We start from the raw sequence: 20,932 nt of genomic DNA, 5'->3' as shown, positions 1-20,932 counted from the left end.
CCCTTGCCCCCCGCCACTCGCAGGCTCGCGGCGGGACCCTGCAAGGGGGCCGTTCGGGCCCCGGGACGGGGCCGGGCCGCAGGGAGGCCCTTCCAGCACGTCGCCGGGTGCGGTGACCGTCACGCCGGGAGCCCGCCCGGGGACCGGCCCGGGCCCCGGCCGCGCCGTACCGTGGATCCAGTGGGCATCCCGGAGACCAGCGGACCGAGCGGCGAGCGGCTGCAGGCCGTGCTGTGCGACATGGACGGCACCCTCGTCGAGACCGAGCAGTACTGGGGCGAGGCGATGTTCGCCCTCGCCCGGGAGCTGGGCGGTGAGATGTCCGAGGCCGCGCGGGAGCAGACCGTCGGCACGAGCATGCGGACGGCGCTCGACGTCCTCTACGCCGACATCGGGGTGCGGCGCAGCGAGGAGCAGTTCCTGGCGGACGCCCGCTGGGTGGAGGACCGCACCGCCGAGCTGCTCGCCGGGGAGATCCACTGGCGCCCCGGCGCCCGCGAGCTGCTCAGCGAGGTGCGGCACGCCGCCGTCCCGACCGCGCTCGTGACCACCACGCCGCGCCGGCTGGCCGACATCGTGCTCGGCGCCATCGGCCGCGCGTTCCCCGACGTCCCGCCGTTCGACGCCACCGTCTGCGGTGACGAGGTCCCCGCCCGCAAGCCGGACCCCGCGCCCTACCTGCAGGCGATGGACGAGCTGGGCGTGGAGGCGTCCGGCTGCGTGGTGCTGGAGGACTCGGTGGCCGGCTCGACCGCAGGCCTGGCCGCCGGGGCCGCCGTGCTCGGCGTGCCGTCCCTGCAGCCGCTCCCGCCGGCACCCGGCCTGGTGCTGCGGGACACCCTCGTCGGCGTGGACCTGGCCGAGCTGCACGCGGTGCTCGCCGCCCGCCCGGCGGTGGACGCGCGGGCCTAGAGCCGCACCTCCCGGCCGCGGGCGACGACCACGCGCGGCCGCTGCAGGCCGCTGACGTCGACGGTGACGTCTCCGTCGGCCACCAGCAGGTCGGCGTCGTACCCGGCTGCCAGCCGTCCCGTCCGCTCGCCCAGCCCGCACGCGCGCGCCGACCGGGCCGTCGCCGCGGTCAGCGCCTCGGCGAGCGGCACCCCGCAGGCGGTGACCAGGTCGGCCACCGCGTACGCCACCTGCCCGTGCCGCTTGGCCGGGCCGATCCCGCCGTCGGTGCCCGCCAGCAGGGCAACGCCCGCCCGGTGCAGGGCCGCCACGTGCGGCAGGTGGTCCTCGATGGTCGCGCCGACCGCGGCCATCCGCGCTCGCACGTGCGGCGGCGGGTCCACGCCCGGCAGGAACCCCACGGTCGGGCAGACGTCGATGCCGGCGGCGGCCAGCGCGGCGCCCAGCCCGGCGGGCAGGTGGACGCCGGAACCGGTCAGGCAGCTGCAGTGCTCGATGCCGTCGACGCCCGCCGCGACACTGCGCTCGACCGCCGCCAGGCCGTGCGCGTGCGCGGTCACCGGCAGCCCGAGCCGGTGCGCCTCGTCGACGACCGCGCGCAGCTCCTCGAGCGTGAACTGGCAGGCGGTGAGGTCGGTGCCGGGGGTGAGGACGCCGCCGCTGGCCATCACCTTCACCACGCCCGCGCCCCGCTCGGCCCGCTCGCGGACGGCGCGGCGCAGCGCGTCCACCCCGGTCGTCTCGCCGCCCATCGACCAGCAGTGCCCGCCCGGTGAGGTGAGCGGCGGGCCGGCGGCGACGACGGTCGGCCGCTCGCCGGCCCGCCCCGCGCGGTCCAGCACCGTCCCGCGGTGGTCGCCGAGGTCGCGGACGGTGGTGACGCCCGCGCGCAGCGTCTCCCGCTCGGCGGCGGTGATGATCGCGTCGAGCTGCCCGGAGTCCAGCTCCGGGATCTGCTCCAGCGCCTGCGGGCCGCCGTCCCCGCACAGGTGCACGTGGGTGTCGATCAGGCCGGGCAGCAGTGTGCCGTCCGGGACGTCGGTGACCGGGCAGCCGTCGGGGACGGCGGTCGTGGCGGGCTCGACGCCGACGATCGTGCGGCCCTCGACCAGCACCAGCGCCCCACCGGGGAGGAAGCGCTCACCGTCGAAGGCCCGCGGGGCCCGGTATCCGCGCATGGGCGATGCTCCCGCGGGCGGACCCGGCCGGTCCAGGTCCCGTGGCACCCTCCCCAGCCTGCGGAGGCGTGGCCCCCTGCAGGGCACCGCCGCGAGCTGGGGAGCAGGGGCCTTCCTCAGGCGCGCTCGACGATCGGCAGCGCCGGCCACCCGGCGGCGGCCGCGGCCTCGGCCGGGAAGGGCGGCGGCGTGCCGCCGAAGGACGGGCACAGCGCCTGGTGGTCGCACCAGTCGCACAGCCGGGTGCGGTTGGGCCGGAAGTCGCCGGTCGCGACCGCCCGCTCGATCGCCGCCCAGATCGCCTGCAGGGTGCGCTCGAAGCGGACCAGCTCGGCCTCGTCGGGTGAGTAGGTCAGCGCGTCGCCGTTGCCGAGGTAGAGCAGCTTGAGCTGGCTGGCCACCACGCCGCGGGTGCGCCACAGCACCAGCGCGTAGAACTTCATCTGGAACAGGGCCTTGCCCTCGAAGGCCTCCCGCGGCACGGACCCGGTCTTGTAGTCCACCACCCGCAGCGCCCCGTTGGGCGCGACGTCGAGCCGGTCGACGTAGCCGCGCAGCAGCAGCCCGTCGGGCAGCGTGACCTCGACCAGCTCCTCCCGCCCGTGCGGCTCGATGCGCGACGGGTCCTCGAGGGAGAAGTAGTTGTCCACGAGCTTGCCGGCCGAGGCCAGCCACGCCTCCAGCGAGGGGGCCTCCGTCGGCTGCTCGGCCGGCGCGCCGTCGGCCGCGCCGCCCTCGGCGAACAGCGCGGCGACCTCCGGGTCGGCCCGCAGCTCCTCCCACGCCGGGGCGACCAGCTCGCGGGCCGCGTCGGCGGTGCGCTCGCGGGCGGGCAGGTCGTAGAGGCGCTCGAGCACCGAGTGCACCAGCGTGCCGCGCACGGCGGCCAGGCTCTTGCGCTCGGGCAGCCGGTCGATCGTGCGGAAGCGGTAGAGCAGCGGACAGGTCTTGAAGTCGGCCGCCCGGCTCGGGGACAGCGAGGGGCGGCGCGGCGTCCGCCCCTCGGCCGTCCCCGTGTCGGCGACGGGAGCGTCCGGGGAAGAGGCAGCCGCGTCCGCGGGCTGCCCGGTCTGCACCATCGTCGTCACGTCCACGAGGCTAGGCGCGGGCACCGACAGATCCGAGAGCGCGCGCCGGGCCGCTCCGGGCCCCTCCGTAGGCTGGCGGCCCGTGGACGAGCAGCAGCAGACCGCCGAGACCATCGACGACACGCCCGAGGCCGCGGAGCCGGTGGCGGGCGCCTTCGTCGCCGGCGACCGGGTGCAGCTCACCGACCCCAAGGGCCGGCTGCACACCGTCGTCCTGGAGCCGGGCAAGCAGTTCCACACCCACCGCGGCGCGATCGCGCACGACGAGCTCATCGGCGCCCCCGAGGGCTCCGTCGTCCACTCGACGGCGAACACCGGCTACCTGGCGTTCCGGCCGCTGCTGGCCGACTTCGTGCTCTCCATGCCCCGCGGCGCGCAGGTCATCTACCCCAAGGACGCAGCCCAGATCGTCGGCTTCGGGGACATCGGCCCGGGCATGCGGGTGCTCGAGGCCGGCGCCGGGTCCGGCGCGCTGACCTGCTCGCTGCTGCGCGCGGTGGGGGAGCACGGCAGCGTCACCAGCTACGAGCGCCGGGAGGACTTCGCCGACGTCGCCCGCGCGAACGTGGGGGCCTTCTTCGGCGAGGTGCCGGCCGCCTGGTCGCTGCGGCTGGGGGACCTGGACCAGCACCCGGCCGAGGAGGTCGTCGACCGCGTCGTCCTGGACATGCTCGAGCCGTGGGCGGTGCTGCCCACCGTCGCCGCCGCGCTGCGCCCCGGTGGCGTGCTCGTCGGGTACGTGGCCACGACCACCCAGCTGTCCACCTACGTGGAGGCGCTGCGCGCCCAGGGCGTGTGGACCGAGCCGCACGCCTGGGAGACCCTGCTGCGGCCCTGGCACGCGGTGGGGCTGGCCGTCCGCCCCGAGCACCGGATGGTCGCCCACACGGCGTTCCTGGTCACCGCCCGGCGCCTGGCCGAGGGCGTGGTGCCCCCGGTGCGCCAGCGCCGGGCACAGAAGCACTGAGGGTCCCGTCCGGCAGGGGGTCCTCCTACAGCGAGCCCCGGGCACGCTGTCGCCGGGCGTGTATAGATTTGCGTCCTGGCTCTCCCGATGTGTCGGAGGTGCGCGATGGGCCCCGGTCTTGGCAATGGTCCCGACGAGTTCAGAGCGCGGCGCGAGCGTGACGTGACGGCGCTGCTCAGCCAGATCTCCTACCTGGAGGAGGAGATCGGCCTGCTGCGCCGCAAGGTGGCGGAGAGCCCCCGCCAGCTGCGGGTGCTGGAGGAGCGCGTGGCGGAGGCGGAGGGCCGAGCGGCCTTCCTCTCCGACCGCAACGACAAGCTCGCCACCACGTTGCGCGACGCGCGTGACCAGCTGGTCACGCTCAAGGAGGAGGTGGACCGGCTCGGCCAGCCGCCGTCCGGCTACGGCGTCTTCCTCACCCGTCACGACGACGGCACGGTCGACGTCTTCACCGGCGGCCGCAAGCTGCGCGTCTCGGTCTCCCCGGCCGTGGAGGCCGACGGCCTCCAGCACGGCCAGGAAGTCATGCTCAACGAGGCGATGAACGTCGTCGAGGCGTGCGGCTTCGAGCGCGCCGGGGACGTCGTCATGCTCAAGGAGCTGCTCGAGCCGGTCGAGGGGGAGGCCCCCCGCGCGCTGGTCATCGGGCACACCGACGAGGAGCGCGTGGTCCACCTCGCCGACTCCCTGACCGACCAGCCGCTGCGCAGCGGCGACTCGCTGCTGCTGGAGACCCGCTCGGGCTACGTCTACGAGCGGATCCCCAAGAGCGAGGTCGAGGAGCTCGTGCTGGAGGAGGTCCCCGACATCGACTACGGCGACATCGGCGGCCTGTCCCGGCAGATCGAGCAGATCCGCGACGCGGTCGAGCTGCCGTTCCTGCACGCGGACCTGTTCCGCGAGTACGAGCTGCGCCCGCCCAAGGGCATCCTGCTGTACGGCCCGCCCGGCTGCGGCAAGACGCTGATCGCCAAGGCGGTGGCGAACTCGCTGGCCAAGAAGGTCGCCGCGGTGAAGGGGGAGGGGCAGGCGAAGTCCTACTTCCTCAACATCAAGGGCCCCGAGCTGCTCAACAAGTACGTCGGCGAGACCGAGCGGCACATCCGGCTGGTCTTCCAGCGGGCGCGGGAGAAGGCCAGCGAGGGCACGCCGGTCATCGTGTTCTTCGACGAGATGGACTCGATCTTCCGCACCCGCGGGTCGGGCGTGTCCTCCGACGTCGAGTCGACGATCGTGCCGCAGCTGCTCAGCGAGATCGACGGCGTGGAGGGGCTGGAGAACGTCATCGTCATCGGCGCCTCCAACCGCGAGGACATGATCGACCCGGCGATCCTGCGGCCGGGCCGCCTCGACGTGAAGATCAAGATCGAGCGGCCGGATGCGGAGGCCGCCCGCGACATCTTCAGCAAGTACCTGACCACCACGCTGCCGCTGCACCCCGACGACCTCGCCGAGCACGGCAACAGCCGCGAGGCCACCGTCGGCGGGATGATCCAGCGGACCGTCGAGCGGATGTACACCGAGAGCGAGGAGAACCGCTTCCTCGAGGTGACCTACGCCAACGGTGACAAGGAGGTCCTGTACTTCAAGGACTTCAACTCCGGCGCGATGCTGCAGAACATCGTCGACCGCGCCAAGAAGATGGCGATCAAGGAGCGGCTGGAGACCGGTGCAGGCGGCCTGCGGGTCGGGCACCTGATGCAGGCGTGCCTCGACGAGTTCAAGGAGAACGAGGACCTGCCCAACACCACCAACCCCGACGACTGGGCGCGGATCTCGGGCAAGAAGGGCGAGCGGATCGTCTACATCCGCACGCTCATCAGCGGCAAGGGCACCGAGTCCGGCCGTGCCATCGACACCGCGACCAACACCGGGCAGTACCTCTAGGAGGACCCTCCTGCCCCCACCGTCCGCAGGCTCGCGGCGGGGCCCTGCAGGAGGGCCGCTCCGGCACGTCAGGCGACGGCCCGGTTCCCGCGACGGCGGGGGCCGGGCCGTCCGCCGTCGGCAGGTCGGACGCGCGGCCGGCGGCCGGTTGCCCGTGCCCGGACGGTGTCGCCACGGGCGCCTAGGGTGGCGGCATGAGCGCGCGGCGGGTCATGGGCACCGAGGTCGAGTACGGCATCTCGGTGCCCGGGCAGCCGACGGCGAACCCGACGACGCTGTCGAGCCAGGTCGTGAACGCGTGGGCGGTCGCCGAGGCTCCGACACCGCGCCGGCCCCGGTGGGACTTCGAGGAGGAGTCGCCGCTGCGCGACGCCCGCGGGTTCGACCTCTCCCCGGCCCAGGCGCTGGACCACAACGACCTGGAGGAGGACTCGGGGATGGCCAACGTCATCCTCACCAACGGGGCCCGCCTCTACGTCGACCACGCGCACCCCGAGTACTCGACGCCGGAGGTCACCAACCCGCGCGACGTCGTCCTGTGGGACAAGGCGGGGGAGCAGGTGATGGCCGAGGCGGCCCGGCGGGCCGCGCGCGTCCCGGGCACCCAGCCGATCCAGCTGTACAAGAACAACACCGACGGCAAGGGCGCCTCCTACGGTGCCCACGAGAACTACCTGATGGACCGGCGCACCCCGTTCCTGGACATCATCCGCGGGCTGATCCCGTTCTTCGTCACGCGGCAGGTGGTCGCCGGGTCCGGGCGGGTGGGCATCGGCACGGAGAGCCGCACGCAGGGCTTCCAGCTGTCCCAGCGCGCGGACTTCTTCGAGGTCGAGGTGGGCCTGGAGACCACGCTCAAACGGCCGATCATCAACACCCGCGACGAGCCGCACGCCGACGCCGACAAGTACCGCCGGCTGCACGTGATCATCGGCGACGCGAACCTCGCCGAGCTGTCGACCTACCTCAAGGTCGGGACGACGGCGCTGGTCCTGGACATGATCGAGGCGCGCACCCTCACCCGCGACCTCGCCCTCGAGGAGCCGGTGGCCGAACTGCAGGCGATCAGCCACGACCCGTCGCTGACCCACAAGGTGAAGCTGCGCGACGGGCGGCGGATGACCGCGCTGGAGGTGCAGCAGACCTACCTGGAGATGGCCCAGCGGCACGTCGACCACCGCGGGGACGACGACGGGCAGACCGCCGACGTGCTGCGCCGGTGGGCCGAGGTGCTCGAGGACCTCGCCGACGACCCGATGCGCTGTGCCGACCGGCTGGACTGGCCGGCGAAGCTGCGGCTGCTGGAGGGCTACCGCTCGCGCGACGACCTGGCCTGGGGCGACTCGCGGCTGCGCCTGGTCGACCTGCAGTACTCCGACGTGCGGCCGGAGAAGGGGCTCTACCACCGGCTGGTGTCCCGCGGCTCGATGCAGCGGTTGCTCACCGACGACGAGGTGACGCGCGCGATGGTGCGCCCGCCGGCCGACACCCGGGCGTTCTTCCGCGGTGAGTGCCTGCGCCGCTACCCGGCCCAGGTGGCCGCGGCGTCGTGGGACTCGGTGGTGTTCGACCTCGGCCGGGAGAACCTGGTCCGCATCCCGACGATGGAGCCGCTGCGCGGTACCCGCGACCACGTGGGCGAGCTGTTCGAGTCGACGTCCTCGGCCCAGGAACTGGTCGACACGATCACCGGCGGCTGACCCCCGGTCGGTCGACCTCCGAACGTCGCACCCCGCGGGTAACTTCAGCAACAGGCACCAGCCACGACCTGCACCGGGAGGAACCCATGGCCACGAGGGACAGCGGCGGTCAGCAGCGCTCGACGCGCACGCGGGAGGAGACCGAGGAGGTCGAGGCGTCGGTCGACGCCGAGGTCGCCGAGCGGCACAAGGAGGTCACCGAGGACCTCGACTCCATCCTCGACGAGATCGACGAGGTGCTCGAGGAGAACTCGGAAGAGTTCGTTCGGAGCTACGTACAGAAGGGCGGAGAGTGATTTTCTGATTGCGCTGCGTAGTGACCAAGCAGTGTCCGTCGTGCGGAGAGGAAAAGCCGGCCACAGAGTTCGGTCGTAACCGCACGCTGACGGACGGGCTGTCCTTCTACTGTCTGGCCTGTAACCGTGCGCGCAACAGGGCCTGGTACCGCGACCGCCGTCGGTCCTTGGGCAGGGAGGTCCGGGACCACTCGTGGATCCCGGAGGGGTTCCGCTGGTGCCCGTCGTGCGAGCAGCCGGTCGCGCACGAGGACTACACGCGGAACGCCAGGATTGTCTCCGGATTCGGCTCACGCTGCCGCGCGTGTGATCGCGCGGCCAACTCGGCTGGCTACTTCTACCGCAAGTACAAGCTGAGCAAAGCCGAGGTGGCCGGCATGCGAGCGGCCCAGGACGGCCGCTGTGCCATCTGCGGCGATCCGGCCCAGCACCTGGACCACGACCACGAGACCGGTGCGACGAGGCAGTTGCTGTGTCAGCGGTGCAACCACGGACTGGGGCTCTTCCGCGACGATCCGGGCTTGCTGCACACGGCGGCCTTGTACGTCGACGCCCATCGCGAGCGTCAGCTCCTCGCCCGGATCCAGCAGTCGTTCGTGGGCAGTCCTGGCTCCGAGCGCCCGTCCGACGGCCCGCCGGTAGGGTCGTGACGACGTCCTGACGAGCCCGCAGAGGGTCGTCGGTGAGGCGTCGATCGAGCGAAGCCGCTGGTTTCCCGGCGGCGAGAGAGGCGGATGGGTGAGCGAGTATTCGGCTGGCCGGAGCGGGTTCCCGCCCGCCTACCTGGACCGGGTGGGTTCCTCGTTCACCGACTTCCTGGCGACCGCGGCCCCGGACCTGCTGCCGGGCCGCCGGCCGGTCCCGCAGCTGCCGGTCGGTGACATCACGCCGCACGGCACCACGATCGTCGCGCTCTCCTACGACGGCGGTGTCCTCATGGGCGGCGACCGGCGGGCCACCATGGGCAACCTGATCTCCAGCCGCGACATCGAGAAGGTCTACCCGGCCGACACCTGGTCGGTCATCGGCATCGCGGGCGCGGCCGGCATCGCCATCGAGATGGTCCGGCTCTACCAGGTCGAGCTCGAGCACTACGAGAAGATCGAGGGCCTCACGCTCTCCCTCGACGGCAAGGCCAACCGGCTGGCCCAGATGATCCGCGGCAACCTCGGCGCCGCGCTGCAGGGCCTGGCCGTCGTCCCGCTGTTCGCCGGGTTCGACCTCGACGCCGCTCCCGGATCCGCCCCGGGGCGGATCTTCAGCTACGACGTCACCGGCGGGAACTACGAGGAGCGCGGTTACTCCGCCGTCGGCTCCGGCTCGCTGTTCGCCCGCGGCTCGCTGAAGAAGACCTGGCGGCCGAACCTGTCGGCGGAGGTCGCCACGCGCAGCCTGGTCGAGGCGCTCTACGACGCCGCCGACGACGACTCCGCCACCGGTGGGCCCGACCCGGTGCGCCGGCTGTACCCGATCGTCTACCGGGTGGACGCCGAGGGCGCGGTCCGGCTGACCGACGACGAGGTCGCCGCCGTAGCCTCCGACATCACCGACGAGCGGGCCGCCGCGGACGGGCAGGGCTGACGCCATGACGATGCCGTACTACGCCACGCCCGAGCAGATCATGCGGGACCGCTCGGAGTACGCCCGCAAGGGCATCTCACGCGGCCGCAGCGTCGCCGTCGTCACCTACGCCGACGGCGTGCTGTTCATCGCCGAGAACCCCAGCTCCACGTTGCACAAGGTCGGCGAGCTCTACGACCGGATCGGCTTCGCCGCCGTCGGCCGCTACAGCGAGTTCGAGAGCCTGCGGGTGGCCGGCGTCCGGCTGGCCGACGTCCGCGGTTACAGCTACAACCGCCGCGACGTCACCGGCCGGGTCATCGCCAACGCCTACGCGCAGACCCTCGGTGAGATCTTCACCCAGCAGAGCAAGCCCTTCGAGGTCGAGCTCTGCGTCGCCGAGGTCGGTGAGACCCCGGAGACCGACCAGCTCTACCGGCTCACCTTCGACGGCTCGGTCGTCGACGAGCCGGACTTCGTCGTCATGGGCGGTCAGGCCGACGTGGTCAGCGCCAACCTGCGCGAGCACTTCCTGCCCGGCATGGGGCTGGGCGAGGCGTTGCGGGTCGGCGTCCAGGCGCTGTCGGCGGTCAGCCCCGCCACCAGCTCCGGCAACGGCGGCCCGGCGCTGCTGTCGGCCGAGCAGCTCGAGGTCGCCGTGCTCGACCGGCGGCGGCCCAAGCGCGCCTTCCGCCGGCTCCTCGGTGCCGCGCTGCGCCCGCTGCTCGAGCAGCAGGCCGACGGTGTGGTCGTCGAGGGCGAGGAGCCGCACACCGCCGCGCACGCGCCGAGCGTGCCGCAGCCGGGCACCCCGGCCGGCCTCGGCGAGCCCAGCGCGCCGGACAGCGGCGGGACGGCGGGCAGCGGGGGAGAGTCCCCGGCGACCTGACGGGCGACCCGCGTTCGGCACCCGGCGGTCGGGCCGGACGGCGTCACCCCTGCGGCACCGCGTGCGACGACCTGACCAGGTCACGGTCACGCCGCTGCCGACCGCCGGTGGCCGGGTCCGCCGTCCCGCTCCTGAGGCGATGGGCCCGCCGGGGCGTGCGCGCCGGGCGCCCCCTGTCGCCATCGGCGCCTAGAGTCGGTGCGTGGAACGACGGATCTTCGGCATCGAGACCGAGTACGGCGTCACGTGCACCTTCCGCGGCCAGCGCCGGTTGTCCCCGGACGAGGTCGCCCGATACCTGTTCCGCCGCGTGGTGTCGTGGGGGCGCAGCTCCAACGTCTTCCTGCGCAACGGCTCCCGCCTGTACCTCGACGTGGGCAGCCACCCGGAGTACGCCACCGCCGAGTGCGACGACCTGAGCGAGCTCGTCGTCCACGACAAGGCCGGGGAGCGGATCCTCGAGGGCCTGCTGGTCGACGCCGAGCAGCGGCTGGCCGAGGAGGGCGTCACGGGCGACATCTACCTGTTCAAGAACAACACCGACTCCGCCGGCAACAGCTACGGCTGCCACGAGAACTACCTGGTCGGCCGGCACGGCGAGTTCAGCCGGCTGGCCGACGTCCTCATCCCGTTCCTGGTCAGCCGGCAGATCGTCGTCGGCGCCGGCAAGGTGCTGCAGACCCCGCGCGGGGCGATCTACTGCCTCAGCCAGCGTGCCGAGCACATCTGGGAGGGCGTCTCCTCGGCGACCACCCGCTCGCGGCCCATCATCAACACCCGCGACGAGCCGCACGCCGACGCCGAGCGCTACCGGCGGCTGCACGTGATCGTCGGCGACTCGAACATGAACGAGACGACGACGCTGCTCAAGGTCGCCGTCACCGACCTGGTGCTGCGGATGATCGAGGCCGGCGTGCCGATCCGGGACATGACGCTGGAGAACCCGATCCGGGCCATCCGCGAGATCAGCCACGACATGACCGGACGGCGCAAGGTGCGGCTGGCCAACGGCAAGGAGATGTCGGCGCTGGAGATCCAGGGCGAGTACCACTCCCGGGCCGCGGAGTTCGTCGACCGCGAGGGCTTCGGCCCGGTGCACCGGCAGATGCTCGAACTGTGGGGCCGGGTGCTCAAGGCCGTCGACACCGGTGATCTCTCGCTCATCGAGCGGGAGATCGACTGGGCCACGAAGTACCAGCTCATCGAGCGCTACCGGGCCAAGCGGGACCTGCCGATGAGCTCCCCGCGGATCGCCCAGATGGACCTCGCCTACCACGACATCAGCCGCAAGCGGGGCCTGTACTACCTGCTCGAGCGCAACAACCAGGTCGACCGGGTGGCGCACGAGCCGCGGGTGTTCGAGGCCAAGAACGTGCCGCCGCAGACCACCCGGGCGCGGCTGCGCGGGGAGTTCATCCGCAAGGCCCAGGAGAAGCGCCGCGACTTCACCGTCGACTGGGTGCACCTCAAGCTCAACGACCAGGCCCAGCGCACCGTGCTGTGCAAGGACCCGTTCAAGGCCGTCGACGAGCGCGTGGACAAGCTCATCGCCAGCATGTGAGCCCCTCGCCGCGGCGCGCTCTGCGAGGGGTCGTGCTGCGGCGAGGGGGCCGGAGGCTCCCCGACGGAGTGCGACGGCAGGGCTCAGCGCAGCAGGGGGACGGCACCTGGCCGCGTTGTCGGCCGGTAGGCCGACGATCAGTCCAGGGGCACCTGCAGGGCGGCGTAGCGGCCGGCGGCGGCCGCGGCGAGGAAGTAGGCGCGCTCCTCCGGGAAGCCGCGGCCCATCGTCGACAGCGGCACGGGCGACAGGCCCAGCGCCTCCTCGAGACCGTCGACGTCCATCCACACCACCTGGTTGCGCTGCGGCTGGCCAGCGAGGTCCTCCTCGACCTGGCTGCCCAGCTCGGAGCCCAGCCCGCGCGGCGCCACCAGCGTCACCCCGCCGAGCGCCACCCGGCCGAAGGCGGTCAGCGAGTGGTGCGACACCCCGCGGTGGCGCGGGCGCGGATCGGCGTCGGAGATGCGCAGCGCCCCGACCGGCTCCCCGCCGAGCACCGTCACCGCGTTGCACGCCTCGCCCGCGGCCACCCCGGAGAAGCCCCACGACGTCCCGGTGCCCAGGTTGCCCGGTCCCTGGCTGATGATCGCCACGTCGGCGCCCAGCACGTGCTTGGCGGCCAGCAGCCCGGTGTGCAGGGTGACCGCCTCCAGGTCGCCCCCGAACGCCTGGCCCACGGTCACCACCCCGGCCAGCGACGGCGCGAGCGAGGACAGCGTGCGGGAGAAGCCGGCGACCAGCGCGCCGCCGTCGGTCATGACGTAGGCGACCCGGAGGTCGGGGTCGGTGGCCAGCACGCCGATGAGCGCGGCCGGCAGCGCGGAGTGCAGGTCGGCGACGACGACCGGCATCCCGGCGAGGTCCTCGGCCTCGGCGATCGTGCGGTGGTGCTCGGTGTCCTGCTCGTCGACGCCCTGGACGCTCACCTGCAGCGGGGTGTACCGGGCCTTGACCAGGTGCCCGGGGCCGGTCGGGTCCGGCGGCAGCCGGTCGGGGACGGCGACGACGAGCGCGTAGCCCCCGGTGCCCAGCCGCTGCGCCCAGGCCGTGGTGTTGAGCAGGACGGTGTCGCCGACCTCCGGGACGCCGACCAGCGAGGGGTGCGCCAGAGCCCGCACCTCGCCGTCGCCGGCCACCTCCGCGGTGAGCTCCTGCGCGTCCCGCCAGGCGCGGCCGAGGGCGGTCACCGTCCCACGGCGCCACCGGATCCGCTGAGTCCTCGAGCCTGGTTCCCCCACGCGGGCAGCGTAAGGACCCCGGTGCCCCCCACGCTCCTCGGTGGCCCCCTGCAGGGTCCCGCTGCGAGCGTGCGAGCAGCGGGGGCAGGGGGTCCTTTGTCTAGTCTGGACGCGTGGCGGCGAAGCGGGCGGAGCGACTGGTGAACCTGGTCATCGCCCTGCTCGGCACCCGGCAGTACGTGACCGCGGCGAAGATCCGGGCCACCGTCCCCGGCTACGAGCCCGACGACGGCACCGCCCGCGCCGACGAGGCGTTCAAGCGGATGTTCGAGCGGGACAAGGCCGAGCTGCGCGAGATGGGCGTCCCGCTGGAGACCGGCCGCACCAGCGTCTTCGACACCGAGGACGGCTACCGCATCGCCCGCGCCGACTACGAGCTGCCCGAGATCACCCTCACCGGCGAGGAGGCCGCCGCGGTCGGCCTGGCGCTGCGGCTGTGGGAGTCCGCGCAGCTGGCCGGCGCCGCGCAGAGCGCGCTGGTGAAGCTCAAGGCCGCCGGGGTGGACGTCGACACCTCCCGGGCGATCCCGCTGCGCCCGCGGCTGGACTCCGACGAGCCGGCCTTCGAGCCCTGCTACGCCGCGGCCCGCGACCGACGGGTGCTCACCTTCGACTACCGCCGTCCCGACGAGGACGCCCCCACCCGCCGCCGTGTGCAGCCGTGGGGCGTCGTCGCCTGGCACGGGCGCTGGTACCTCGGCGGGCTGGACCTCGACCGCCAGGCGCCCCGGGTGTTCCGGCTCTCCCGCGTCGTCGGGACGCCGAGGGCGAGCGGCCCGGCGGGTGCGTTCGAGCCGCCGGAGGACGTCGACCTCGCGGCGATGGTCGCCGGGCAGGCCCGGGGGGAGGAGCAGCTCGTGGTCGTGCGCGCCCGCCCCGGCACCGCGGTCGGGCTGCGCCGGCACGCCGTCCCGCTCGGCCCGGCCGAGGACGGGGACGACCGGCTGGAGCTGCGCACCACCGAGCCGGCGCGGCTGGCCGGCGAGATCGCCTCCTACGGCGCCGACGTCGTCGTGGAGGCGCCGGCAGCGGTGCGCCGGGCGGTCGTCGAGCGACTGACCCGGCTCGCGGCGATGGCGCCGTCGGGGGAGACGGCGTGAGCGCGCCCACGACCACCGAGCGGATGACCCGGCTGCTGTCGCTCGTCCCGTACCTCACCGCCCGCCCCGAGGGGGTGCCGCTGGCCGAGGTGGCCCGCGACTTCGGCGTCCCCGAGCGGCAGCTGCGCCGGGACATGGAGCTGCTGTGGATGTGCGGGCTGCCCGGCTACGGGCCCGGGGACCTCATCGACCTGGCCTTCGAGGGCGACCGCGTGCGGGTCACCTTCACCGCCGGCATGGTCCGCCCGCTGCGGCTGACCACCGACGAGGCGGTCGCCCTGGTCGTCGCGCTGCGCGCGCTGGTGGAGCTGCCCGGCCTCGCCGAGCGGGAGGCGGTCAGCCGCGCGCTGGCCAAGGTCTCCGCCGCCGCCGGGCACGCCGCCGAGCGGGTCACCCCGGTGGCGCTGTCGGTCGACGCCAAGGAGCAGGCGCTGGCCGTCGTCCGGGAGGGGCTGGAGCGCGGCCGGGCGCTGCACCTCACCTACTACGTGCCCACCCGCGACGAGCGCACCGAGCGCACCGTCGACCCGCTGCGGCTGCTGCTGGTCGACGGCCGCTGGTACCTCGAGGCGTGGTCCCGCGAGGTCGCCGGCGTCCGGCTGTTCCGGCTCGACCGGGTCGACGACGTGCGGGTCCTCGACGAGCCGTCGTCCCCGCCGCCCGGCGTGCCCCTGCGCGACGTCGACGCCGGGCTCTACCAGCCCGGGCCCGGCTCGCCCGTCGTCCGGCTGCGGCTGGCCCGCACCGCCCGCTGGGTCGCCGAGTACTACCCGGTCGAGGACGTGCGCGAGCTCGAGGACGGCGGGCTCGCCGTCGCCGTCCGCACCGCCGACGTGGCGTGGGCCAAGCGCCTGGTCGCCTCCCTCGGTGGGGCGGCCACCGTCGAGGAGCCCGCCGAGCTGGCCGCGGCCGTCGCCGCGGACGCCCGCGCCGCGCTCACCCGCTATCCAGCCGACGGACAGCTCCCGGCCACCTCCGCCGACTAGGGTCCCTCCCGTGCTGCTGACCGTCGTGTGGATCGCCGTCGCCGTGCTGGCACTGGTCGTGCTGGGTGCGCTGGTGCACGGGCTGCTCGGTGCGGGCGGGCGGCTGCGCCGGGAGCTCACGGCGCTGGAGCGGGAGGTCCGCCCGCTGCTCACCGAGGCCCAGGCCACCGCCGCCCGCGCCGGCCAGGTGCAGCAGCCCTCCTCCTGACCCCCCTCGTCTTGGGGGCGGCAGGCGCCCGCGGGGCACGTAGCATCGACGACGCCACCCACCTACGGAGGACCAGCCATGCCCAACCTCGGACCGCTGGAGATCGGCCTCATCCTGCTGGCGATCCTGCTGCTCTTCGGTTACAAGAAGCTGCCGGACGCCTCGCGCTCGCTGGGCCGCTCGCTGCGGATCTTCAAGGGCGAGATGAAGGGCATGAAGGACGACGACGTCCGCACCAAGGACGCCGCCAAGACCTCCCCGGTCCGCGGTGAGGTGCTCCCGCCTGCTCCCGCCGCCGACCGCGAGCGCGAGGCGCTCGAGGCCGAGGCGCGGGCCGCGGAGGCCCGGGCCGCCGAGCTGCGCGCCCGCGCCACCCAGACCGGTCCGGCCGACAGCACCCGCTGACCCCCACCCCCGGCAGCACCATGAGCGAGCACGCCCGCCGGTCCGGCCTGCGCCGGCGCCGAGCGCCGCGCGACCCGGCCGCGACGATGACGCTGGTCGCGCACCTCACCGAGCTGCGCAACCGGATCGGCAAGGCGCTCATCGCCCTGCTGGTCGCCACGGCCGTCGCCTTCTGGTGGTACGAGCACGGCCTGGGGGACTTCATCCGGGCGCCGTACTGCGGGCTGCCCGCGGACCTGCGCTACGACGGGCAGGCAGACGGCGGCTGCGGGCTGCTGATCACCGACGTCTTCGGCGGGGTCTTCATCCGGATCAAGGTCAGCCTGCTGGCCGGCGCCGTGCTGTCCGCGCCGATCTGGCTCTACCAGCTGTGGGCGTTCGTCACCCCGGGGCTCAAGCGCAACGAGAAGCGCTACGGCGTCGGCTTCGTGCTGGTCTCCACCACGCTGTTCGCCCTGGGCGCGGTGCTGGCCTACGTCTCGCTGTCGGCAGGGCTGGAGCTGCTGCTCGGCCTGGCCGGCGAGGGCACGGTCATCGCGCTCACCGCACCGGAGTACATCGGCTTCATGCTCTCCCTGCTCGTGGCGTTCGGGGTGAGCTTCGAGGTGCCGCTGGTGGCGGTGGCGCTCAACCTGGTCGGCGTCCTGAGCTACCAGACGCTGAGCGGGGCCCGGCGGTGGATCTTCTTCCTCACCGTCGTCTTCGCCGCGTTCGTCACCCCCACACAGGACCCGTTCACCATGCTGCTCATGGCCGGGCCGATGATCGTGCTGTTCGAGCTGGCCATCCAGGTCGCCCGGTTCGTCGACCGGCGGCGGGCCAAGCGGGACGCCGTCCAGCACTTCCACGGGCTGGGGGACGACGAGGCCTCGCCGCTGGACGCGGCGCCGTCCCGGCTGGACGCGGAGCCGTCCGCGCTCGACGTCGCGCCCACGCCGTACGACGACCTGCGCCGGGAGGACCCCGCCGCGGAGGCCCGGGCCGCGCCGCTCGACGGCCCGGCGCACACCCGGCGCTGAGAGCCCGCGTCGAGGTCGCCGTCCTGGTCAGCCCCGCCGCGGGGCGGGGACGCGCCGGCGCCGCCGCGGCCGCCGTGCTCGGCACGCTGCGCGCCGGCGGTCTGCGCCCACGGGTGCTGCCCGCGGGCACGCGCGCGGCCGCCGAGCGGGAGGCCACCGCGGCGGTCGCCGCCGGCACCGGCGCAGTCGTCGCGATCGGTGGGGACGGCGCGGCGCACGCCGGCCTGCAGGCGGTCGCCGGCACGGGGGTCCCGCTGGCCGTCGTCCCCGCCGGGACCGGCAACGACCTGGCCCTCGCCCTGGGTGTGCCGGCCGACCCGGTCGCCGCGGCACGGGCCGCCGCCGAGGACCTGCGGGCGGGGCAGACGCGGGCCGTCGACGCCGGCCGCACCGGGGACCGCTGGTGGGCCACCGTGCTGTGCTGCGGCTTCGACTCCGCCGTGACCGACCGGGCCAACCGGTTGCGCTGGCCGCGCGGGCCGCGGCGCTACGACGTCGCGGTCCTCGCCGAGCTCGCCCGGCTGCGGCCGCGCGAGCTCACCGTCGTCCTCGACGGGGCGGAGCGGACCCTCCCGGTCAGGCTGGTCGCGGTCGGCAACACCTCCTGGTACGGCGGCGGCATGCGGGTCTGCCCGGCCGCCGACCCCGCCGACGGGGTCTTCGACGTCACCGTCGTCGGGCCGGTCAGCCGCCGGGAGCTGGTGCGCACCCGCTCGCGGCTGACCGCCGGCACGCACGTCGAGCACCCCGCGGTCACCGTGCACCGCGCCCGACGGGTCGGGCTGGCGGGGCAGGGGCTCACCGCCTACGCCGACGGGGAGCCGGTCGCGCCGCTGCCGGCCACCAGCGTCTGCGTGCCGGGCGCGCTCACCGTGGTCGGCACCGGCCGCTGACGCCGGCCCGCCGGTGATCAGCTGAGATCACCGGCGGGCGTCCTGGCTCAGCACCAGTGGTGAGCCAGGACCGGCGACGATCAGCTGAGCTGATCACCGGCTGTCACCCGTACTGTCGTTATCCCCAACAGGCCTGCCAATCCGGCTGACCGCGCCACAAGACGAAGACGCGCCTAACGTGGAGCTATGTCCAGCCCCGCTGAGCGCTACGCGGCTGCCCGGCGGCGCACCGCCCACCCTGCGCTGGCCGACTTCACCTCGGAGCTCGGCTTCTCCCTCGACCCGTTCCAGGTGGAGGCGTGCGAGGCGCTCGACGAGGGCGCCGGCGTCCTGGTCTGCGCGCCGACGGGGGCGGGCAAGACGGTGGTGGGGGAGTTCGCCGTCCACAAGGCGCTGACCGAGGGGCGCAAGGCGTTCTACACGACGCCGATCAAGGCGCTGTCCAACCAGAAGTACAACGACCTGGTCGACCGCTACGGCGAGGCCAGGGTCGGCCTGCTGACCGGTGACAACGCCATCAACGGCGACGCGCCCGTGGTCGTGATGACCACCGAGGTGCTGCGCAACATGCTCTACGCGGACTCCCCGGCGATCGACGGCCTGGGCTACGTCGTGATGGACGAGGTGCACTACCTCGCCGACCGCTTCCGCGGCGCGGTGTGGGAGGAGGTGATCATCCACCTCCCGCAGTCGGTGACCCTGGTGTCGCTGTCGGCGACGGTCAGCAACGCCGAGGAGTTCGCCGACTGGCTGGTCACGGTCCGCGGCCACACGAAGGTGGTCGTCAGCGAGGTCCGCCCGATCCCGCTGTGGCAGCACATGCTGGTCGGCAACAGGGTGTTCGACCTGTTCAGCCTGCGCCCGGCCGCGCACGCCGCCGAGCAGGGCGAGAGCGCCCGCACCCTGTCCACCCGGGAGCGGGGCGCCAGCGTCGTGGACCCGGAGCTGGTCCGGTACGTGCGCGAGCACGAGCGGCGGCTGGACACCTGGGGCGGTGGCAACGGCGGCTCGCGCCGCGAGCGGGACTGGCACAAGCCGCGCTACAAGCCGCCGGCGCGGCCGGACGTCATCGAGCGGCTGGACCGATCCGGGCTGCTGCCGGCGATCACGTTCGTGTTCAGCCGCAACGGCTGCGACGCCGCGGTGGACCAGTGCCTGCGGTCGGGGATGCGGCTGACCGACGAGCACGAGCGCGCCGAGATCGCCGCGATCATCGACGAGCGCACCGGGTCGCTGCCGGAGGAGGACCTGCACGTCCTCGGCTTCTGGGAGTGGCGCGAGGGGCTGCTGGCCGGCATCGCCGCGCACCACGCCGGCCTGGTCCCGGCGTTCAAGGAGACCGTCGAGGAGTGCTTCGTCCGCGGCCTGGTCAAGGCGGTGTTCGCCACCGAGACCCTGGCGCTGGGGATCAACATGCCGGCGCGGACCGTCGTCCTGGAGCGGCTGGTCAAGTGGAACGGCGAGGCGCACGTCGACGTCACCCCGGGGGAGTACACCCAGCTGACCGGCCGGGCCGGGCGGCGCGGCATCGACGTCGAGGGGCACGCCGTCGTCGTCTGGGCGCCGGGCATGGACCCCTCGGTCGTCGCCGGGCTGGCCAGCACCCGCACCTACCCGCTGAAGTCGTCGTTCCGGCCCAGCTACAACATGGCCGTCAACCTGGTCAGCTCCTTCGGCCGGGCCCGCGCCCGCGAGCTGCTGGGCTCCTCCTTCGCCCAGTTCCAGGCCGACCGCTCGGTCGTCGGGCTGGCCCGCTCCGCGGCGCGGCACGAGCGGGACGCCGAGCGCTGGGCCGAGGAGATGCACGCCGAGGGCGTCGACGTGGCGGGGTACGCGCGGCTGCGCCAGGACGTCTCCGACCGGGAGAAGGAGCTGAACCGCGACTCGGCGGCCAAGCGGCGGCTGGAGGCCTCCGACGCGCTGGCCGCGCTGCGGCCCGGTGACGTCATCCGGGTGCCGTCGGGACGGCGGCAGGGGCTGGCCGTCGTCCTCGACCCCGGGGTGACCGACCTGGCCGAGCCCCGCCCCCTGGTGCTCACCGAGGACAAGTGGGCCGGCCGGCTGGGCACCGTCGACTTCCCGACGCCGGTCACCGCGCTGGCCCGGGTCCGGGTGCCGAAGAACTTCAACCACCGCAGCCCGCACGCCCGCCGCGACCTGGCCGCCACGCTGCGCAACGCCCGCGTCGAGAACGACCTCGGCGCCCGGCGGGTCAAGCAGCGCTCCGCGGCCGCCGACGACCCGGTGCTCGACGACCTGCGCCGCGCGCTGCGGGCCCACCCGGTGCACGCGCTGCCCGACCGGGAGGAGCGGGTGCGGGCCGCCGAGCGGTACCTGCGCGCGGTCCGGGAGGCCGAGGCCACCCACCGGCGGATGGCCGAGCGCACCGGTTCGCTGACCCGCCAGTTCGACCGCACCTGCGACGTGCTCGAGGAGCTGGGCTACCTGGTGCCCGACCCGGCGGCGCCGCCGGTGGTCGAGGGCGCGGACCCCGTCGACCACGAGGTGGCCGACGTCGCCCCGGTGGCCACCGACGAGGGACGGCGGCTGGCCCGGATCTGGTCGGAGGCCGACCTGCTGGTGGCCGAGTGCCTGCGCTCGGGTGTGTGGCGTGGGCTGGGCGCGGCCGAGCTCGCCGCGGCGGTGTCCACGCTGGTGTTCGAGGCCCGCCGGGAGATGCCCGGGCAGCCGGCGGTGCCCGCGGGCGCGGTGGGCGCGGCGATCGGGGAGATGCGGCGGATCCGCTCGCGGCTGCAGGACGTCGAGCTCGACCACGGCGTCCCGGCGACCCGCGACCTGGACCTCGGCTTCGCCTGGGCGGCCTACCGCTGGGCGGACGGGCAGAGCCTGGACCGGGTCCTGGCCGGCGCCGAGCAGGCCGGCACGGAGCTGTCCGGCGGGGACTTCGTGCGGTGGGCGCGCCAGCTGCTGGACCTGCTCGACCAGCTGGCCAAGGTCGCCGACGGTCCGGTGGCCACCACGGCCCGGTCGGCGGTGCAGCGGGTGCGCCGCGGTGTGGTCGCCGTGGCGGTCGGCGGCTGACCG

Annotated in this window: 19 protein-coding genes; 16 read left to right on the top strand and 3 right to left on the bottom strand. The window is 74.1% G+C overall.

Features of this window, described 5'->3' with window-relative positions; all coding sequences use genetic code 11:
* Positions 1-180: 180 nt before the first annotated feature.
* Positions 181-912: an HAD family hydrolase gene (locus BLR12_RS05985; RefSeq protein WP_255363329.1), complete on the top strand. Its 732-nt coding sequence runs from the start codon at positions 181-183 to the stop codon at positions 910-912.
* On the opposite strand, the gene BLR12_RS05980 is transcribed toward BLR12_RS05985, so the two are convergent.
* Both BLR12_RS05980 and BLR12_RS05975 read right to left on the bottom strand, forming a co-directional pair.
* Positions 909-2,090 (bottom strand): amidohydrolase family protein, encoded by a 1,182-nt coding sequence (locus BLR12_RS05980; protein ID WP_091374896.1) that lies wholly within the window; start codon positions 2,088-2,090, stop codon positions 909-911. The genes BLR12_RS05985 and BLR12_RS05980 overlap by 4 nt on opposite strands.
* Before the next feature lie 116 nt (positions 2,091-2,206).
* Positions 2,207-3,169 (bottom strand): RecB family exonuclease, encoded by a 963-nt coding sequence (locus BLR12_RS05975; protein ID WP_091376487.1) that lies wholly within the window; start codon positions 3,167-3,169, stop codon positions 2,207-2,209.
* 91 nt (positions 3,170-3,260) lie between these two features.
* Here BLR12_RS05975 and BLR12_RS05970 point away from each other — a divergent pair, with 91 nt between their 5' ends.
* The 8 genes from BLR12_RS05970 to pafA all read left to right on the top strand — a co-directional run bounded on the left by BLR12_RS05970 (position 3,261) and on the right by pafA (position 12,038).
* The gene (locus tag BLR12_RS05970) at positions 3,261-4,145 is read left to right on the top strand and encodes a tRNA (adenine-N1)-methyltransferase (protein WP_304440641.1); all 885 of its coding nucleotides are present in this window, start codon (positions 3,261-3,263) and stop codon (positions 4,143-4,145) included.
* A 162-nt stretch (positions 4,146-4,307) separates the two neighbouring features.
* Entirely contained in the window at positions 4,308-6,032 is a 1,725-nt protein-coding gene (gene arc / locus BLR12_RS05965; RefSeq protein ID WP_255363328.1) for a proteasome ATPase, read from the top strand.
* Between the two features lie 194 nt (positions 6,033-6,226).
* Positions 6,227-7,732 (top strand): depupylase/deamidase Dop, encoded by a 1,506-nt coding sequence (gene dop / locus BLR12_RS05960; RefSeq protein ID WP_091374891.1) that lies wholly within the window; start codon positions 6,227-6,229, stop codon positions 7,730-7,732.
* Between the two features lie 86 nt (positions 7,733-7,818).
* The gene (locus tag BLR12_RS05955; protein WP_091374887.1) at positions 7,819-8,028 is read left to right on the top strand and encodes a ubiquitin-like protein Pup; all 210 of its coding nucleotides are present in this window, start codon (positions 7,819-7,821) and stop codon (positions 8,026-8,028) included.
* 20 nt (positions 8,029-8,048) lie between these two features.
* The gene (locus tag BLR12_RS05950; protein ID WP_091374884.1) at positions 8,049-8,678 is read left to right on the top strand and encodes an endonuclease domain-containing protein; all 630 of its coding nucleotides are present in this window, start codon (positions 8,049-8,051) and stop codon (positions 8,676-8,678) included.
* 88 nt (positions 8,679-8,766) lie between these two features.
* Positions 8,767-9,609: a proteasome subunit beta gene (gene prcB, locus BLR12_RS05945; protein ID WP_176832375.1), complete on the top strand. Its 843-nt coding sequence runs from the start codon at positions 8,767-8,769 to the stop codon at positions 9,607-9,609.
* Positions 9,610-9,613: 4 nt separating this feature from the next.
* The gene (prcA, locus tag BLR12_RS05940) at positions 9,614-10,477 is read left to right on the top strand and encodes a proteasome subunit alpha (protein ID WP_091374881.1); all 864 of its coding nucleotides are present in this window, start codon (positions 9,614-9,616) and stop codon (positions 10,475-10,477) included.
* 202 nt (positions 10,478-10,679) lie between these two features.
* The gene (gene pafA / locus BLR12_RS05935) at positions 10,680-12,038 is read left to right on the top strand and encodes a Pup--protein ligase (protein ID WP_091374879.1); all 1,359 of its coding nucleotides are present in this window, start codon (positions 10,680-10,682) and stop codon (positions 12,036-12,038) included.
* Positions 12,039-12,175: 137 nt separating this feature from the next.
* Here pafA and BLR12_RS05930 read toward each other — a convergent pair whose 3' ends face one another.
* On the bottom strand, positions 12,176-13,225 hold the full coding sequence (locus BLR12_RS05930) for a DUF3866 family protein (RefSeq protein WP_218120557.1): 1,050 nt from the start codon (positions 13,223-13,225) through the stop codon (positions 12,176-12,178).
* Positions 13,226-13,389: 164 nt separating this feature from the next.
* Between BLR12_RS05930 and BLR12_RS05925 the strand changes: the two genes are divergently transcribed.
* The 7 genes from BLR12_RS05925 (at position 13,390) to BLR12_RS05895 (ending at position 20,929) form a co-directional block, all read left to right on the top strand.
* Positions 13,390-14,376 carry a helix-turn-helix transcriptional regulator gene (locus BLR12_RS05925; protein WP_091374873.1) on the top strand — a complete coding sequence of 329 codons (987 nt, stop codon included), beginning with the start codon at positions 13,390-13,392 and terminating at the stop codon, positions 14,374-14,376.
* Positions 14,373-15,362 carry a helix-turn-helix transcriptional regulator gene (locus tag BLR12_RS05920; protein WP_176832374.1) on the top strand — a complete coding sequence of 330 codons (990 nt, stop codon included), beginning with the start codon at positions 14,373-14,375 and terminating at the stop codon, positions 15,360-15,362. Before BLR12_RS05925 ends, BLR12_RS05920 begins: the two co-directional genes overlap by 4 nt.
* 10 nt (positions 15,363-15,372) lie before the next feature.
* The gene (locus BLR12_RS05915) at positions 15,373-15,570 is read left to right on the top strand and encodes a hypothetical protein (protein WP_091374870.1); all 198 of its coding nucleotides are present in this window, start codon (positions 15,373-15,375) and stop codon (positions 15,568-15,570) included.
* Between the two features lie 78 nt (positions 15,571-15,648).
* Positions 15,649-15,975, top strand: a complete 327-nt coding sequence (gene tatA, locus BLR12_RS05910; RefSeq protein WP_091374867.1) for a Sec-independent protein translocase subunit TatA — start codon at positions 15,649-15,651, stop codon at positions 15,973-15,975.
* Positions 15,976-15,995: 20 nt separating this feature from the next.
* Complete coding sequence (tatC, locus tag BLR12_RS05905) at positions 15,996-16,994, top strand: twin-arginine translocase subunit TatC (RefSeq protein WP_255363327.1); 999 nt, start codon at positions 15,996-15,998, stop codon at positions 16,992-16,994.
* A complete protein-coding gene (locus BLR12_RS05900; RefSeq protein WP_091376473.1) occupies positions 16,991-17,887 on the top strand; it encodes a diacylglycerol kinase family protein in 897 nt (298 codons plus the stop codon). The genes tatC and BLR12_RS05900 overlap by 4 nt, the downstream gene beginning before the upstream one ends.
* Before the next feature lie 186 nt (positions 17,888-18,073).
* Positions 18,074-20,929 (top strand): DEAD/DEAH box helicase, encoded by a 2,856-nt coding sequence (locus BLR12_RS05895; RefSeq protein ID WP_091374864.1) that lies wholly within the window; start codon positions 18,074-18,076, stop codon positions 20,927-20,929.
* Positions 20,930-20,932 lie beyond the last annotated feature (3 nt).

The sequence above is a fragment of the Geodermatophilus sp. DSM 45219 genome, assembly GCF_900104025.1.
Taxonomy (GTDB): Bacteria; Actinomycetota; Actinomycetes; order Mycobacteriales; family Geodermatophilaceae; genus Geodermatophilus.
This window is presented reverse-complemented; position numbering and strand designations above follow the sequence as displayed.